Source organism: Paenibacillus terrisolis (assembly GCF_056171975.1).
Window position 1 is genome coordinate 138,624 of the sequence record NZ_JBKFGG010000002.1, and the last position, 15,997, is coordinate 154,620.

Here is a 15,997-nt window from a genome sequence, read left to right on the forward strand (position 1 = left end):
GCCATGATGAAACGTACTTGGGGGCTGCTCAAAACGCCCCCGATTTTTTATACTTTACTGTTGCTGCTGCTTAAAATGATGCTGCTTCGCCATTTTTTGTTTCATGAGTTATTGTGGGGGCGGCTAGCGGCCGATGCGCTCGCTTTGCTCGCCTTGCTCGGTTTGTTTGAACTGATTTCGCCGGCGAAATGGAAAGGGGCCGTATTTTGGATTTTGAATTTCGTTCTGTCCCTGATCCTGTTTTCTTCCACTGTGTATTACGCGCATTTCGGCTCCGTGCCAACCTATACCGCGCTGCGGGAGCTTCACCAGGTGATGCAGATTCGCTCCAGCGTACAGTCGACTATCGAACCGGATCATTTTCTGTTCTTCGCGGATTTGGTCCTGCTAGGCGTCGTCTGGCTTTTTAGCCGTAAGAAACGAGTTCCTCGCCCGAAAACCGGCATCGTCTGGAAAACCGGCATCGTGATGGTGGCGCTTCTTGGCCTGGTACTGTCCGAGCATTATATCAAGGCAGCCAAAACGATTCCGAACGAAATCGTTCAGGCCGAAAATTTGGGATTTCTCGACTATCAGGTCGCCGCGGCGATGAAAAGCAGCGAAGAAGAGCGCAAAATCAAAAACGGAAATATCCAGGATACGATTGCAAAAATCGACCAGCTGCAAAGCAGCTACGTTTATCAGGACAAAAAGCCTGCTGATGGTGCTCCGGCTTATTTTGGAACCGCTAAGGGGAAAAATCTGATTGTCGTGCAGATGGAAGCTTTTCAGAACTTCCCGCTTCATTTGTCGGTAGGAGGTCAGGAACTGACTCCGGTACTGAACAAGCTCGCCGGCGAAAGTCTGTATTTCCCGCATATTTATCAGCAAATCGGACAAGGCAATACATCGGACGCCGAGTTTATGTCCAATACGTCGGTCTATCCCACCGGAACCATTCCGATGTCCACCGGCTTCGGGGACCGGGCCCTGCCGAGTTTGCCAAGGCTGCTGGAGAAAAACGGATACGAGGCCGACACGTTCCACGTTAACGACGTGACGTTCTGGGATCGGATCAAGCTGTACCCGGCGCTCAACTTTACGCATTATTATGACAAGCCCTTTTACAAAAACGATCATTTCAACGATTTCGGCGCATCCGACGAGGAACTGTACCGCGTCGGCGTTTCCAAAGTTTCGGAGCTCGCCAATCAGGACAAGCCATTCTACGCCCAATTCATCACGGTATCAAGCCACTTTCCGTTCAAGGTGCCAGAAGACCGCAAGCGGATTGAGCTGCCCGCCAATCTGGACGGAAGCCAGCTCGGCGACTATCTGACGGCGCTGAATTACACCGACTATGCAATCGGTTCGCTGATTAACCGGTTAAAGCAACAAGGGCTTTGGGACAATACCGTGCTTGTCCTGTACGGGGACCATTTCGGTCTCCAGCCGGACGACAACGATCCGGATTGGGTCGAATCGCAGCTGGGCATTCCTTATGAACCGCATGTGTCTAGGTTCAACATTCCGCTGATTATCCATCTTCCGGGGAGCGATGAGGGTAAAATCGTCAACCAAGTTGGGGGCCAGCTTGATATCATGCCAACCGTTGCCAATTTGCTTGGCGTTTCTTTAAAGGACGAGAAGTTCACCGCCTTTGGCCATGACCTGCTGAACATCGATCATAATGTGTTCGGTATTCGTTATTACCTGCCGACAGGCTCGTTCTTCAATGACGAGGTACTGTTTATTCCAGGCAAAGGGTTTGACGACGGCACCGCCGTATCGCTCAAAACGCTGAAACCCATTGCCGATATTTCCCCTTACCGCAAGGATTACGACTACGTGCTGAAGCTGATGGGGTTATCCGATGAATACGTACAGCTTCTGCCGAAGCGCGCCCCGTAAAAAGCAAGCAGACTCAACAATACAAGAAGAGCCGCCTCCGTTTACACGGGACTGCTCTTTTTTTTCATTTTCAGTTTACAGCGGGTTAAAACTGTAGAGAATATTCTTCTGTTGATACAGGCTCTTTTTTGCCCTTGTATAATACAAACCCCAGGAATCCAATATGGATAGCGCTTATAACTATATTGAACAAAACAATGTTACGGAATTTTCATCAATGATCCAGTTCCATCTGGATGATGTAACGCCATTCACCGTAAACACTTGTTTGACGGCTAAGGGATCCAGCGTCAAATCCTGCTGCTTTAATAGGCAGCGTTTCGCAAGTAATCACCACATGAATTCAAGGTGGTATGAAAGAGTCTTATTATGAAATCTATGTCGTCATGAGACGTTTGAGCTTTTTAGAGTTGTTTGAATAACGCCCGGTCAAGCTGCTTGTTCGGCAAGCATCGAAGCTGAAAACGCCGCCGTCATGCAGCGCAACGGGCAGCGGTTCGGGCAACCACGGCGGGAGCTTGTGCTTTTGCCGCGCGGGGAGCAGCGAGCGCTGAGCGGAGTCGCCCTCATCCTCTTCCGGGCCCGGCCTCAGCACTAACCGATGGCAACCATCACGAGCGCGATGTCCCGAATGATTTTCTCGAATAGCGCCATAAAAGGGCCTTATTTCACTCCAAACCCGCATTTTCCAGAAAATAGCGACGCAAAAGGGCCCTATTTTCGGCGAAACGTCTAAAACCGGAAAAAAAGGAGCTGCTTTGAAGAAATAAGGCCATAAAACGGCGCTATTCCTTCAGAATGAGGCCTTCCCGTGGAAATAAGGTCCTAAAAGGTCGCTATTTCAAGAAAAAGCGTTTCATCGCAAGTATTGCAAGGCCGGGGCTAAACTGGCTGGCCGGTTGGCTGACGAAAGAAACATTGAAAACCCCGAGGCGTAAAACACCCCGGGGTTCTAGACAGCCTGAACCTCCGCTTACCTGAAGGCTGCTCTTTGTTGAACAATGATGTATCTTAACGTGTACTCCTTCTCCCGCTGATCGGCATAAGTCAACTTTTCCCGAACCGTTCCGGTTTCGAGTACCCGCATTCCGGCAAAACAGCGGATTAACTCTTCCTCCCCAAAAAAATGAGCGAATTTTCCCTCTTGATATTCGAAGGTTCCTTCTTCGAGTTTTTGGCCAAAGCCGTTATGGGAATCCTGATCGGAAAAGCAAGTAAAGTACATCCAGCCTTGCTCTCGCAAGTGACGGGTGCAGTTTTGAATCAACCTTATGCGCTCATGGAGTAAAAAAAGATGCAACAAATCATAGCAATAGATTGCATCATATTTCCGGTTAATGGTGATATCCAAGGCAGAACCTTCGATAAACCGCGACTTTGGATCCCATTGCCTTGCAATTACAATCGCCTCCGGCGATATCTCTATGCCGTCAACCTTAAAAAAAGAGGAGAACGCTTTTGTGTTTCGCCCATATCCCGATCCCGGCACCAAAACGGTTCGAACCGAACGGTTCAAAAAGCAATCAATAGCCCGCTTTACCGTCAGACTGGGTTCTTTTCCCCATATCATGCCTTCATTCGAAAACCTCAAATCCCAATAGTTTTCCATTAATGTCATCCTTAGTGGCTCTGATTTTCCTGAATAAATTCTTTCGTATGATTTTCCAGAAACTTCTCCAGCTGTTCCTCAGGCCACTCATACATCTTCAACAGATAAGAATACGGATCGATTTCGGGTTCGAGCTGCAGGAGCCTTCCAAAAGAAGGTTCGGTTTTAAGGCCTTCGCTTTTCAGCCCAAGAATATAGGCTCTTGCCCTTTCTCCCAGCAAATGCAAAACCCGGTGTTCTACGATCATATGCCTATAGGCGTTTTGCCGCATGGCAGGCAGAGGTTGTCCGAAGACCTGAAATATCCAGCCCTCGAAGATAAATCCGCAAACGATCCGTGTCACACCGTCTACCGTTTTGATTTGACACTCAAAATTCTCCGCGCTCCCGAACTTTTGAACCAGCAGCTCGCGAAAGCCTGCAAAGTCATGCACTTCACAAATCACATCCAGATCGCTTCCCTCTATGTCGATACCGATCGGAACCGTCCCGGCCAAGATGGGATCATAGGGTTTAAGCGTTTCAAGAATTTGCAACCGCAATATCGCATGGTAGGCTGAACGCTGTTTGGAAGTTCCCTGCAGCAAATATTCGATATTCAAATAATCCTCGAAAAATAGCGGCATGCTGACTCCTTCCATGATTTTGAATTACAGCTTATAGTGATAAAAATACTGCAATCCGATCGGCCCGCTTCTGGTGAGCCCGCGGTCTTCAAAACCGGCTTTGGCGTACATTTGCTGAGCGGGAACGTTACGTCGATTAACGAGCAGGACGATTTCATCGGCATCCGGAAAATGGGTTTTAACGAAGTCCGGCAGCCGTTCCATCGCTTTTCTACCGTAACCTTTCCTTTGGGATCGAAAATCGATAGATAACGCCCGCAGCAAAATGGCCCACGGGTTGCTGACCGCCTCGGTCAAATCCGAATGCAGATGCAGCACGAAAAATCCAACCGCGTTCCCTTCAGCTGCGTCCAGAATAACAACGGGATGCCGGTCGGCATCCCGGATGGATAATTCCAGCACTTCCGAAGGCAAGGCGGTAAAACCCATTTGATCCACAGGAAGCTCGAAACGGTGCAGATCATCAAAAAATTCATCCTGATAAAAGCTCAACCGAATTCCCGAATTCAAATGGATCGGCACCCCTTTCACAATGAAGACTTTATGATTCCCCGGACTCGATTTCTTTTCGCAAATAGGCTTCATTCAGCCCTTTTTTGAAAAATCCCAGCTTCTCTTCTTTCAACCCTTGAACCCGGTCGATGATTTGCCCCAGATGATATCCCGTATGTTCGACCAAATGATACAACTCGTGAACTTGTTCTTCGTTTAAGTCACGCTCATGGTTAATGTATCGATGCATAATTTCTTTCCATTCCGTCAACTGCCGATCAAATAGATCAATTACTTCGTTTGGGGACAGATTGTGACTGTCGGGAAAATAATTCTCGAATCCCTGCTTCAATTGATCGCTTTGCCCCGTCAACCTTAAGCAGTTTCTCGCGATATGCTCGCATACGTGAAGCGCAATTCCGCCCACGGTATTTCCTTTGGAATAGGGCTCCCTCCACAACTCTTCCTTGGACAGTTTTCCGAGCGAATCCTTCAGTTTTACAAAATAGAGGTCGTACATCCGATGCAAAGAAATTTTCAGGAAAATATCCGTAAATTCCCGATTGTTCATAGATTCCGCATCCTTTTCTATCTCGCTTCTTTCAGAAGCAAAATGTTAATTTCTCCCGGCTCGGGATATTTTATCAACATCTAACTCCATAAACGAATGGATGTCAAGAAAAGTTTCCTCACGGTTTTCCAATAAGATGAATCCGATGCCACAGCATAAACGTTAATAGGGTCCACAATTTGCGGCTCACATCGTGTTTGCCCTGTTTATGCAATTCTAAAAGCCGTAAAACCTGCGCTTTATTCAACCACTGATCGGTCTCTGCAGTAAGTATCTCCTGCTTTGCCCATTCGTACCATTCATTTCTCAGCCACACTCGAATCGGAACCGGGAAACCCAATTTTTTTCTGCCTTGCACATCGTCCGGCACAATGTCTCTCAGAGCTTCCCGGAGGAGCACTTTTGTCGCTTTTGGGGTTACTTTGTAAATATCCGGGATTTGCGCGGCGAAATTAAACACTTCCAAATCGACGAACGGAACGCGCAGTTCCAGCGAATGGGCCATGGACATTTTATCCGCTTTGGCAAGGATGTTTCCGCGCAGCCAGGTGTGGATGTCGATATATTGCATTTGCGTTACCGGATCGTAGCTTCCGATTCTTTCGTAGAGCGGAGCAGTGACGAAATTCGTCGGGGAAAAGTTTCCGGTACTCAGGTATTCCGGGGACAATAAGCCCTGTTTCTCTGAATCCACAAAAATTTTGGCATTCCCGAAATAACGCTCCTCCAGCGGCTGCGAGCCGCGTTCCAAAAAGCTCTTTCCCCGCATGCCATCCGGCAGCAGATGTGCGCCATACCCGATCATTTGCTTCAGCCTCTTGGGCATACCGTTGAAAGAACGAAGGGAATGTGGTTCATGATAAATGTTGTATCCGCCAAAAAACTCATCCGCGCCTTCTCCGGAAAACACCATCTTCACATGTTGGCTGGCAAGCTCCGAAACAAAATAAAGCCCCACGGCCGATGGATCCGCGACCGGTTCGTCCATGTGCCAAATGATCCTCGGCAGAGCATCCATATACTTTTTTCCGTCAACCAGCACTTCATAATGCTCTGTTCCCAAAAAGCGGGCGGTTTTACGGGCATTTTCCGTTTCGCTGTATCCGGGAACGTCAAACCCTACGGAAAAGGTTTTCGTCGGCTCCAAATGATGCAGCAACGCGGCTAGACCGCTGGAATCAAGACCTCCGGATAAAAAAGCCCCCCGTTCCGTATCCGAATTGCGATGAAGGCGAACGGAATTCTCGATAGTCGCACGCGCTTGCTCAACCAAATCGGAGAATGATTTACGCCCATCCGGATTAAATCGGATTTCATGATACGGAGAGATTTTTATACCGTTTAAGGTTATCGTCATGGAACATCCGGCTGAAAGCTTTTGTATCCCTTTGAACATTGAGTCCGGCTCAGGCACGTATTGAAACGTCAGATAATGATATAACGCCCGTTCATTCACTTCCCTGCCGATCCGGCCCGAAGCGAGAAGCGCTTTGATTTCCGAGGCGAGCATGATTCCTTCCCCGGTTTCGCAATAATATAAGGGCTTGATGCCAAAATGGTCCCGGGCCGCAAACAGCATTTGTTTCTTTCGGTCCCAGATCGCGAAGGCGAACATTCCCCGCAAAAATTCCGGGCAAGCCGTACCCGTCTCTTCATATAAACGCAGCAGCACTTCGGTATCCGATCGGGTATGAAACTTATGGCCTTTTCCGGTTAGCCATGATTTAAGCTCTTCGTAGTTATAGATTTCGCCGTTAAACACCAGCCAGATATCCTCTTCCTCATTCCCGAACGGCTGAGCGCCTTTCTCGATATCCAGCATGCTCAGACGCCGGAAACCAAGGCCAATATGTCCATTCACATAATATTTTTCATCGTCGGGCCCGCGGTGTGCTATGGTTTCGGTCATTCTGGCCAGCATGGCCGTATCCTCGGGAGATTGATTTTTATTTAATAGAGCTACGAATCCGCACATATGATTTACCTCCGAAAGCCTGTCGTAAGTTGATTTGTAGTTGTCCCGTTTTTTGAGAATTCTATTCAGGTCACTCACTAATTAACTTACTAAGACCCCATCAAGATGAAATGGAGGTGATGTCAAGAAAAAATAAAGATTTCCGCATCAAAAAGCCGTTTTCATCGTACGGACATATTCCGGGATGAAGACGGCTGTTGATTGAGCGATTTGAAAAGTTTTTCAGAGGCCGGATGACGCCTCCAGCAGAAAATAAAATACGACGCCGTCTTCCGTATTGGCTGCGCCAAATTCCGCTCCGTGAAGCTCAAGAATTTTTTTGGATATGGCCAGACCCAGACCGGTACCTCCCCGGGCCCGTTCACGGGATTTATCTCCGCGGTAAAAGCGGTCCCACACTTTTTCGAGCTGCTCGGTCGGAATATAGGCCCCCTTGTTCTCGACGCTGACCAGTATCCGCTCTCCCATCAACATCGTAGATACGATAATTTCTCCTCCAAGCGGCGTGTAACGAATAGCGTTGGTCAAGAAATTGGTAACCACCTGCTCAATCCGATTGGGATTCGCTTTAACCTGGGCCTGGATCAACTGTAAACGGAGATTCAATCTCTTTTGGGTTATATCCGCCGCCAAAATCCCGCATACCTCTTCAATCACCTTACCGATGCATACGTTCTCCAAGGCTAAATCATAGGTACCCGATTCGTATTTCGCCAGTTCAAGCATATCTACGATCAGCAGATCCATTTTGTTCACTTCGTTATCGAGTGCTTCAAAATAATGATCCCTTTTCTGAACGGCTACTCCGTCTCTGAGAATCGCAATACAGCTCTTCATCACGCTAAGCGGCGTTTTCAGTTCGTGCGACACGCCCGAAATAAATTCTTTCCGCGTTCGCTCAAGCTGCTTTTCCTTTTCGATGTCTTGTTCAAGCTTCGTAATATGTTGGTGCAGCGTTATGGACAGCGAATTGATGCTTCGTGACAAATCACCGATTTCATCCTTCTTCGTGACCGGAAGAACCGCGGAGAAATCCATGCCGGACAGCTTCCGGGCCGCCTGATTGATCCGAAGCAGCGGCCGGGCGATGGAGATGGAATAGTAAAACGACGCAAGTAAAATGAGCGCCATAACCAATGCTACAATATATCCGTAATAATTTTTGATGACCTGAACGGCTTCGTCTACAGGCTGTAGGGAGGTCATCGCAAAAAGGTAATTTACGGCTCCATTTTCGCCGACGGTCGGTTCAATAAATATTTTGTAGCGGATATTGTTCTCGATATAATCTTCCGACTGCGCACCGATTTTCGCGGGCTGGTCCGCGTTCAGCAGTTGACTTTGGAAGGTGTTGATCTGCTTCAGGAATAAGCCATTTGAAAAAATGCCGGCACTGATATCACTGTCCGAAGGAATATGAACTTTGGTGATGAGACCTTCGACAAACTTCCCCGACTTCGCGTTGTTTAAATCCACTTTAGTCTTCGGATTTCTCGTAAATGCACTTTTCGTATCCTCCGTAAAATTCCCTGCCCCTAAGTTATTTGAACCTGCTGTACTTTTAGAGATCCCCTTCGTACTTTGCAGCAATTTATCGTTTGCAAACTGGAGGGTACCGTCCATCGGAGATATGAAAAAAAGAGGAATAAAGAAGGTTCCTTTGTCGAACCCCCGAAAAATAACGAATTTTTGTTGTTGGAGGACTTGCACATTGGCCGGAGCTTCTTCCAAGCTCATCAAATTATATAAAGGCACGACATAGGTTTTCTTTTGCTCCTTCACCTCAACGCTGAAATCTTTGGCGTTCAACAGATTGCCGGACGCATCCAGCGCCGTAACCCAGGAGCCGTGATTTTGGAAAAAATCCTGTTCCATCTTCTGCAGGGTCTCCCCGCTGCCGCCGCTTTGGCGGTATTCTTTCTCGTAAGACACCAACACTGTTTTGATGTCATTGACCTTCTGGTTCATGTAGAACTCTTTAAAGAAAAATGTCTGCCCAACATAAATCAAAGCCAGGATAAGCGTGCATAACAGCGTCGTGAAGAAAAACAATTTCAGCACGATTCTCATGGACAAGCCTCAAATTTGTATCCTACCCGGAATATGGTTACAATCAAGCCTGCTTTGCCGCCCAACTTGGTGCGCAAATTGCGGATATGGGTATTGATGGTACGGTCATCCCCTTCGTATTCATAGCCCCAAATTTTCCGAATCATTTGCTCTCTGGAAATGACGATTCCTTGATTTTGCATCAAATAGGCGAGAATTTCGAACTCGGTGCGGGTTAAGACAACAAGCGATCCGCCAACCGAAACCGAACGAGACGGAAAATCGATTCGGATGCCTTGAAATTCCAAGGTCTGGCCGGGCTCGTTAAATTTGCTCGCATGCTGCACATGAGCATGGCTATCCAGCAAGCGTTTGACTCTGGCCATCAAAATCGGCGGACTGTACGGTTTGGTCACATAATCATCGGCGCCCAACTCGAAGCCAAGGAGCGTATCGTCCTCATCAACACGAGCTGTCAGCATGATAATGGGAACGTCGGAGTTTTTTCGAATCCTTTTGCACACCGACCAACCGTCAAGCTGCGGCAGCATAATATCAAGGACAATCAGGTCGATTTCTTGTTCAATGAATATTTCCAGCGCTTCAACTCCATTTTGGGCCTCCTGTACGCGATACCCCTCATTTTGAAAATAGTCCTTGACGATCTCCCTAAGAATAGGCTCATCTTCAACGACCAGAATATTCTTATTCTTCATCTTCAGCCTACTCCCTAATGAATTAGTCGTCCCCGATAAATCAGCTTGTCCGGTTCTTTCATTAGGAGCAACGAATTTCGCTACTGGCCGCAATATCTCCGTCAGGCTTAACCGAATAGGCCTTTAATCGGGGAATACATAAAATAAACGATACTGACAGCCCTATTGACTACAACTAAAAAAATGGATTTCATTCCTTCATTTTCATTTTTTGCAAGATATCCAAAAAACGCTCTTTGGTTTTCACGTCCTTGTCATTGTTGGAGAAATCAAAGATATAAATGACCTTCTTCTCTTCTGCCGGAATCACGGCGTAGTATACATGATGCGTTCCCGTTAACCCCGATGCGGCAGAGCCGTTATCGGCATCAAGCGTAATCAGCCTGCCGTTACCTATCGGAAGATCGATTTCTTCCTCTTGCAGGATCGAACTATGGTTCGGCTTGATTTGAGCAAATTCAAAGTCACTTGCAAAAGGGTACGAAGTCACTCCTCCTTTTACCGCGCCTTGGTCATCGACAAACCCGAAATTTACCGGATCCGCCATGCTTAACTTCTATCCCTCCGGCAATTCAATGTCTACCGAAGTTAATCCGACATCGGGATATTCGTCAGGTTTGACTGAAGAAGCTGCATTTTTATAGCTTGCGATGGTATTCGAATCCGTTTCGATCAAGTCTCCCGCCTGATTCGCAAACTGACAAATAACCAGAAATAAAGCGCAGATAACGGAATAGATAACCTTCACCGTTTACACCTTCTATCCTTGAGTGTGGGACCTTCGATTCAAACTCTATTTTTCTCTAAAACATAATACTCTTTCCGGATATCATGGGATTCTCGAATTTCGATAATTTGAAATCCGCATTTATGCACGTAGAAATAATGGTTTCTCTTGGAGTAGCCGGGTGTCGTGGTTGCCCATTTGCGGGTGTCGGGGTACTTATTTTCGATAAATTTCCAGATTTCGATACCGATTCCCTGATGATGCAGTTCAGGATCCACAAACAAAATTTCGAGAAAATTCTCATGATGATCCTGGAAGGAGACGATGGCGGCACCAACCGTTTTTTCATGAAGCCGCACTTTAAAAGAATGACACGACGGAGAAAAGGCCCATTTTCTTATGTATTCACCCGTATCGTAACCGTCCGGCCCCCCCTTTTCGTCCCCGAGAAAATCTCTCGTATCCTGATCAAACGCTCTGGTCATAATCTCCGTAAGAGGTTCAACGTCTTCTTCCCTGATTGGCATAAATTCCAACTGCCCCTGCGACATAACATTGTCTCCTTTATGTATCAGTTCTTTCACCTAAATATAGGGATTAACGCAAAAAAAAGCTCTACAAAATTGTAATCTGCTTGGCGGAATTCAACCGATCGAAAATCCCGGTCTTGGATCATTTGCGATCAAAGACCGGGCCCCTAACGGATCCTGATCCATTCCTGCAAGATTCATTAAACGTCTGCGGGTTTACTGCTGCGGGATAAACGGTATCCACCCGCTTTTCGGATGAGCTCGCGTTGTTTTTCGCCTATGCTTACTTGGACTGATCGAGCATGTTCCTCGATGGAGAGCTTTAGTCCGGCAATTTGTCTTCGTTCCGAGCCGCCGAGGACCATGTCTCCGCTTATCCCAAGCACAAGCTCCTTCGTTGCGATATCGAAAGCGAACCGGGAAGCGGCATCTCCGGCAGGTCCGTTATAACTGTATATGACATCCGCATCCGCGAAATCCGACGTATTTGCGGCTAATTCGGAGTCCGCCTTTACAAGCAAAATGACCTCATCGGCAGCCGCTTTTACGGACTTTAGACATCTTTTTAGCGTTTCTGCATCGGTTTCTTCCCGGGCGTTCACACATATGCTGATTGTGGCCGCAGGCCGATAAATCAGCCGATGAATATCGTCCTTCCATTTGCCGACCGCCTTTTGGCGGTTTTTGTGCAGCAGACTGGCTAAACTGGCGGATTCCAGTTGGTTCATGGTCGCATGACCGATATGATGAACAAAGGAATCCTGCGCGATAAACAGCTTATATCCTTTTCGAATCACGCGCAGACAAAGATCGTCGTCCTCGTAGTTTCCGAGCCCATACACTTCGTCAAAATATCCCGCTTCTTCAAGAACGAAGCGCTTTGCCAGCAAACAAAACCCAACCAGCCGCCGAACCTCGGTCACTTTGCCGGCATGACGCCGTTTGTGCTCCGCCGCAAAAACCTCCATTCCTGCCATTTCGGTATAAGTTACGGGAATTTGCTGGTGACCGCTGGAATAATTGGTCAAGGGACCGGTCATTCCAATATCCTCGTTGCTGTAGAGCGCCCTAAGCATTGGGCCAAGCCATCCTTCGGGCACAACCGTATCATTGTTGAGAAAAAGAATATTTTCCCCCGAGGACAGTTCAATCCCCTGATTGCAGCCTTTGGCAAAACCTAAGTTTTGCCCGTTTTCAAGGAGAACAATATCATGCTGCGAACGAAGGTAAGCAAGCGTCTCTTCGGAAGAACCGTTATCGATAATGATGAGTTCATAATCTTCCGGCGTGTGAAGCCGGATACTTTCCAGACAGTCTCTGGTCATCTCGAGCTGATTTCGCGTCAAAATAACGATACTTGTTTTCATCTGCACCCGCCTCCCTTCATTGACCGTTATGAATTGGGTTGAATTCGACGTATTGAGGCCCAAGCAGGCCTTTGAAATAACTGCGGTTATACAGCATGCTGGGATGAGTGGCGTTATAGTGGAGGGCCAGTTCGTTATGGTAGTTTGCCCTTTGGGGTTCACCCTTCCGGTCATAACAGAGCGCGAGCTGCAGATGAGGCATCCAGGTTGAAGCAGCCGTATTGCGGATTCCCATGGAATCAGCGGGGACCGGCAGTAGAATCGCTTGCTCATACCAGTAGATAGCCAGGTCATGCTGGTTCTTTTTGAAGAAGAAAAGACCCATGCGGTAGCAAAATTCGGCTCTCGGTTTGTCGTACTTTAAGGTCCTGCACATGGATTCCAGCACTTCTTCCTCCATGCCCATCTGGTCGTAGCAATCCGCTAGCTTCAAGCAGGCTTGAAAGTTGTCTTCGATCCAGCCCTGTCCCGTAGCCAAAAACTTGTCGTAATACTTGACGGATTCCTCGAAGAAACCGTGATCTTTCAATTCGTTAGCATAGTAGTAGAGATCCCGCGGGGTAAATTCCTCCCCCTGTTCGGCCCGCTTGCGGTAAATCCGCAGATTTCGGTCGGTGTACACTTTATTTTTTCGATGCGTGATACAAACATCGCCGGTATATGCCTGGCCCCATACAGCCAGATATTCATGTACGGGACCGATCCACCGGAAATGGCAGTCCCTCCGTACAAGACGGTTGCGCCGCAACGTAAAAATTGCGTTGCCTTCGTTGTCGAAAGCCAGATTATAAGGCATAGTTACCGTGAGGTAATGAGCCGGCAGAATCGTTTTGAGCTGCTTAAATCTCGCCTGGTCTTCTTCAAGAAGGATGTCATCCGCATCCATCCAAAAAATATAATCTTTCGTAGCCTTGCTAAAAGAGTAATTCCGGGCGGCGGAAAAATCGTCAATCCATTCGAAGTCATAAACGACGGCTCCCATGGATTCGGCAATTTCTTTCGTCCGGTCGGTTGACCCCGTGTCCACGATGACCATCTCGTCCGCAATATCCTTCACTGAAGAAAGACACCGCTCCAGGCTTTCTTCCTCATTTCGTACGATCATGCATAAGCTGATTGTAATCATGTCGGCCTCCTATTCTCTCGTCTTCTTGATAGAGTATGCGAGATGCTTTCGGACGGCATACGCGATCGCGCAAAGCTTCCAAGATCTCGCAAATAAAAGACTGCCGGCGGAAAGCTAGGCCGGCAGTCAAGTGAGAATATTTCAGCAACTGCATCAATCACTAATAGGTTAGGAAATGCTGACTCCGGCACTTGCATAACCGGAAACCGTATTGATTAAGGACACTCCGGTAGCCGTTATCGAGTAAACCATCAAGAGCCGGGTTTCGGCTGTTACAGGGATCGACAAACCCGTCGTAATGCCGCTGCTGAACGTACCAATGGCCAACACACCCGTTAACGCCGGTGCCAAAGTTACCAAAGTTCCGGCAACCGGAGTAAACGTATTATCCGGTGTGGTCGACGAATACAATTGAGCCGTAATCGTGACCGTTGTTCCGGCAAGAGCCAACGCAACCGTTGTGCTGAAATATGCAGCTACCGATGTAATCGTCCCGTCGCGGGATACCGAAAACGCTTCGTTGATTCCAATGCCGGGACCGCCGGTCAGGTCAATCGTTGCCCCAAGAATCGTAGTGCCTGCCGCACTGGTACCAAATCCGACAAAGGCCGGAAGACCCGCTAATCCCCCCGCGATCGAGGTCATATCTACCGGCGTACCGGATGCAAAAGGAATAATGGCACCGGCACCGGGCGCTCCGGTATCGCCTGTTGCACCTGTGGCTCCCGTGTCACCTGTCGCTCCCGTAGCTCCCGTGTCACCTGTGGCTCCTGTTGCTCCCGTTGCGCCTGTGGCGCCCGTTGCGCCTGTGGCTCCGGTGTCGCCCGTCACGCCCGTCGCGCCCGTGGCCCCAGTGTCACCCGTCGCTCCTGTTGCGCCTGTAGCGCCCGTGGCACCTGTCGCTCCCGTAGCTCCCGTAGCTCCCGTAGCTCCCGTGTCGCCTGTGGCTCCTGTTGCGCCTGTGGCTCCGGTGTCGCCCGTCACGCCCGTCGCGCCCGTGGCCCCAGTGTCACCCGTCGCTCCTGTTGCGCCTGTGGCTCCGGTGTCACCTGTTGCTCCTGTTGCGCCTGTAGCTCCCGTGTCACCTGTCGCTCCCGTGTCACCTGTCGCTCCCGTCGCTCCCGTTGCGCCCGTGGCCCCGGTGTCACCCGTCGCTCCTGTGGCTCCCGTGGCCCCGGTGTCACCTGTGGCTCCCGTAGCTCCCGTAGCTCCCGTGTCACCTGTTGCTCCCGTTGCGCCTGTGGCTCCGGTGTCGCCCGTCACGCCCGTCGCGCCCGTGGCCCCAGTGTCACCCGTCGCTCCTGTTGCGCCTGTGGCTCCGGTGTCACCTGTTGCTCCCGTTGCTCCCGTGGCCCCGGTGTCACCTGTGGCTCCCGTAGCTCCCGTAGCTCCCGTGTCACCTGTTGCTCCCGTTGCGCCTGTGGCTCCGGTGTCGCCCGTCACGCCCGTCGCGCCCGTGGCCCCAGTGTCACCCGTCGCTCCTGTTGCGCCTGTGGCTCCGGTGTCACCCGTTGCTCCCGTTGCTCCCGTGGCCCCGGTGTCACCTGTGGCTCCCGTGTCACCTGTCGCTCCCGTAGCTCCCGTGTCACCTGTTGCTCCTGTTGCTCCCGTTGCTCCTGTTGCTCCCGTTGCGCCTGTGGCTCCGGTGTCGCCCGTCACGCCCGTTGCGCCTGTGGCCCCGGTGTCACCTGTCGCTCCTGTTGCGCCTGTAGCTCCCGTGTCACCTGTGGCCCCGGTGTCACCCGTCGCTCCTGTTGCGCCTGTGGCTCCGGTGTCACCCGTCGCTCCTGTGGCTCCCGTGGCTCCAGTGTCACCCGTCGCTCCTGTGGCTCCCGTGGCTCCAGTGTCACCCGTCGCTCCTGTGGCTCCCGTCACGCCCGTTGCGCCCGTGGCCCCGGTGTCACCTGTCGCTCCTGTTGCGCCCGTGGCCCCGGTGTCACCTGTCGCTCCTGTTGCACCTGTGTCACCTGTGGCTCCTGTCGCTCCCGTTGCGCCCGTTGCTCCGGTGTCGCCCGTCACGCCCGTTGCGCCCGTGGCCCCGGTGTCGCCCGTCACGCCCGTCGCGCCCGTGACCCCGGTGTCACCCGTCGCTCCTGTGGCTCCCGTGACTCCGGTGTCACCCGTCGCTCCTGTTGCGCCCGTGGCCCCGGTGTCACCCGTCGCGCCCGTAGTACCTGTCGCACCTGTCGTGCCTGTTGCTCCGGTAGGACCGGTGGCTCCTCCGCCACCAGATAACGTCAGCGATACGTCATCCACCAAAAGATCCGTCGTTCCGGCTTGCGGAAGATTATTGATCAAAAGAAACGCTTGCGTCGTTCC

The 15,997-nt window shown here is 50.1% G+C and carries 15 protein-coding genes; 1 reads left to right on the forward strand and 14 read right to left on the reverse strand.

The window, feature by feature from the left end:
* Positions 1 to 3: 3 nt before the first annotated feature.
* Complete coding sequence (locus tag ACI48K_RS03290; RefSeq protein ID WP_475026171.1) at positions 4 to 1,890, forward strand: LTA synthase family protein; 1,887 nt, start codon at positions 4 to 6, stop codon at positions 1,888 to 1,890.
* Positions 1,891 to 2,266: 376 nt separating this feature from the next.
* On the opposite strand, the gene ACI48K_RS03295 is transcribed toward ACI48K_RS03290, so the two are convergent.
* The 14 genes from ACI48K_RS03295 to ACI48K_RS03360 form a co-directional block, all read right to left on the reverse strand.
* Positions 2,267 to 2,485: a hypothetical protein gene (locus tag ACI48K_RS03295; protein WP_475026172.1), complete on the reverse strand. Its 219-nt coding sequence runs from the start codon at positions 2,483 to 2,485 to the stop codon at positions 2,267 to 2,269.
* A 378-nt stretch (positions 2,486 to 2,863) separates the two neighbouring features.
* Entirely contained in the window at positions 2,864 to 3,499 is a 636-nt protein-coding gene (locus ACI48K_RS03300) for a class I SAM-dependent methyltransferase (protein WP_475026173.1), read from the reverse strand.
* An 11-nt stretch (positions 3,500 to 3,510) separates the two neighbouring features.
* A complete protein-coding gene (locus ACI48K_RS03305; RefSeq protein WP_475026174.1) occupies positions 3,511 to 4,125 on the reverse strand; it encodes a DUF4269 domain-containing protein in 615 nt (204 codons plus the stop codon).
* 24 nt (positions 4,126 to 4,149) lie between these two features.
* Complete coding sequence (locus ACI48K_RS03310) at positions 4,150 to 4,635, reverse strand: GNAT family N-acetyltransferase (RefSeq protein WP_475026175.1); 486 nt, start codon at positions 4,633 to 4,635, stop codon at positions 4,150 to 4,152.
* A 31-nt stretch (positions 4,636 to 4,666) separates the two neighbouring features.
* Complete coding sequence (locus ACI48K_RS03315; protein WP_475026176.1) at positions 4,667 to 5,188, reverse strand: DinB family protein; 522 nt, start codon at positions 5,186 to 5,188, stop codon at positions 4,667 to 4,669.
* A 118-nt stretch (positions 5,189 to 5,306) separates the two neighbouring features.
* A complete protein-coding gene (gene asnB / locus ACI48K_RS03320) occupies positions 5,307 to 7,163 on the reverse strand; it encodes an asparagine synthase (glutamine-hydrolyzing) (protein ID WP_475026177.1) in 1,857 nt (618 codons plus the stop codon).
* A 222-nt stretch (positions 7,164 to 7,385) separates the two neighbouring features.
* Positions 7,386 to 9,239: a sensor histidine kinase gene (locus tag ACI48K_RS03325; protein ID WP_475026178.1), complete on the reverse strand. Its 1,854-nt coding sequence runs from the start codon at positions 9,237 to 9,239 to the stop codon at positions 7,386 to 7,388.
* Positions 9,230 to 9,928, reverse strand: coding sequence for a response regulator transcription factor (locus ACI48K_RS03330; RefSeq protein WP_475026179.1), 699 nt, complete (start codon positions 9,926 to 9,928; stop codon positions 9,230 to 9,232). Before ACI48K_RS03330 ends, ACI48K_RS03325 begins: the two co-directional genes overlap by 10 nt.
* A 190-nt stretch (positions 9,929 to 10,118) precedes the next feature.
* Positions 10,119 to 10,475 carry a hypothetical protein gene (locus ACI48K_RS03335; RefSeq protein WP_475026180.1) on the reverse strand — a complete coding sequence of 119 codons (357 nt, stop codon included), beginning with the start codon at positions 10,473 to 10,475 and terminating at the stop codon, positions 10,119 to 10,121.
* A 9-nt stretch (positions 10,476 to 10,484) separates the two neighbouring features.
* A complete protein-coding gene (locus tag ACI48K_RS03340; RefSeq protein WP_475026182.1) occupies positions 10,485 to 10,676 on the reverse strand; it encodes a hypothetical protein in 192 nt (63 codons plus the stop codon).
* 38 nt (positions 10,677 to 10,714) lie between these two features.
* Entirely contained in the window at positions 10,715 to 11,206 is a 492-nt protein-coding gene (locus tag ACI48K_RS03345; RefSeq protein WP_475026184.1) for a GNAT family N-acetyltransferase, read from the reverse strand.
* Between the two features lie 179 nt (positions 11,207 to 11,385).
* Positions 11,386 to 12,552, reverse strand: a complete 1,167-nt coding sequence (locus ACI48K_RS03350; protein WP_475026185.1) for a glycosyltransferase family 2 protein — start codon at positions 12,550 to 12,552, stop codon at positions 11,386 to 11,388.
* A 16-nt stretch (positions 12,553 to 12,568) separates the two neighbouring features.
* Positions 12,569 to 13,678, reverse strand: coding sequence for a glycosyltransferase (locus tag ACI48K_RS03355; RefSeq protein WP_475026186.1), 1,110 nt, complete (start codon positions 13,676 to 13,678; stop codon positions 12,569 to 12,571).
* A gap of 168 nt (positions 13,679 to 13,846) precedes the next feature.
* Positions 13,847 to 15,997: exosporium glycoprotein BclB-related protein (locus tag ACI48K_RS03360; protein WP_475026187.1), on the reverse strand; the 2,151-nt coding region annotated here is incomplete at its 5' end.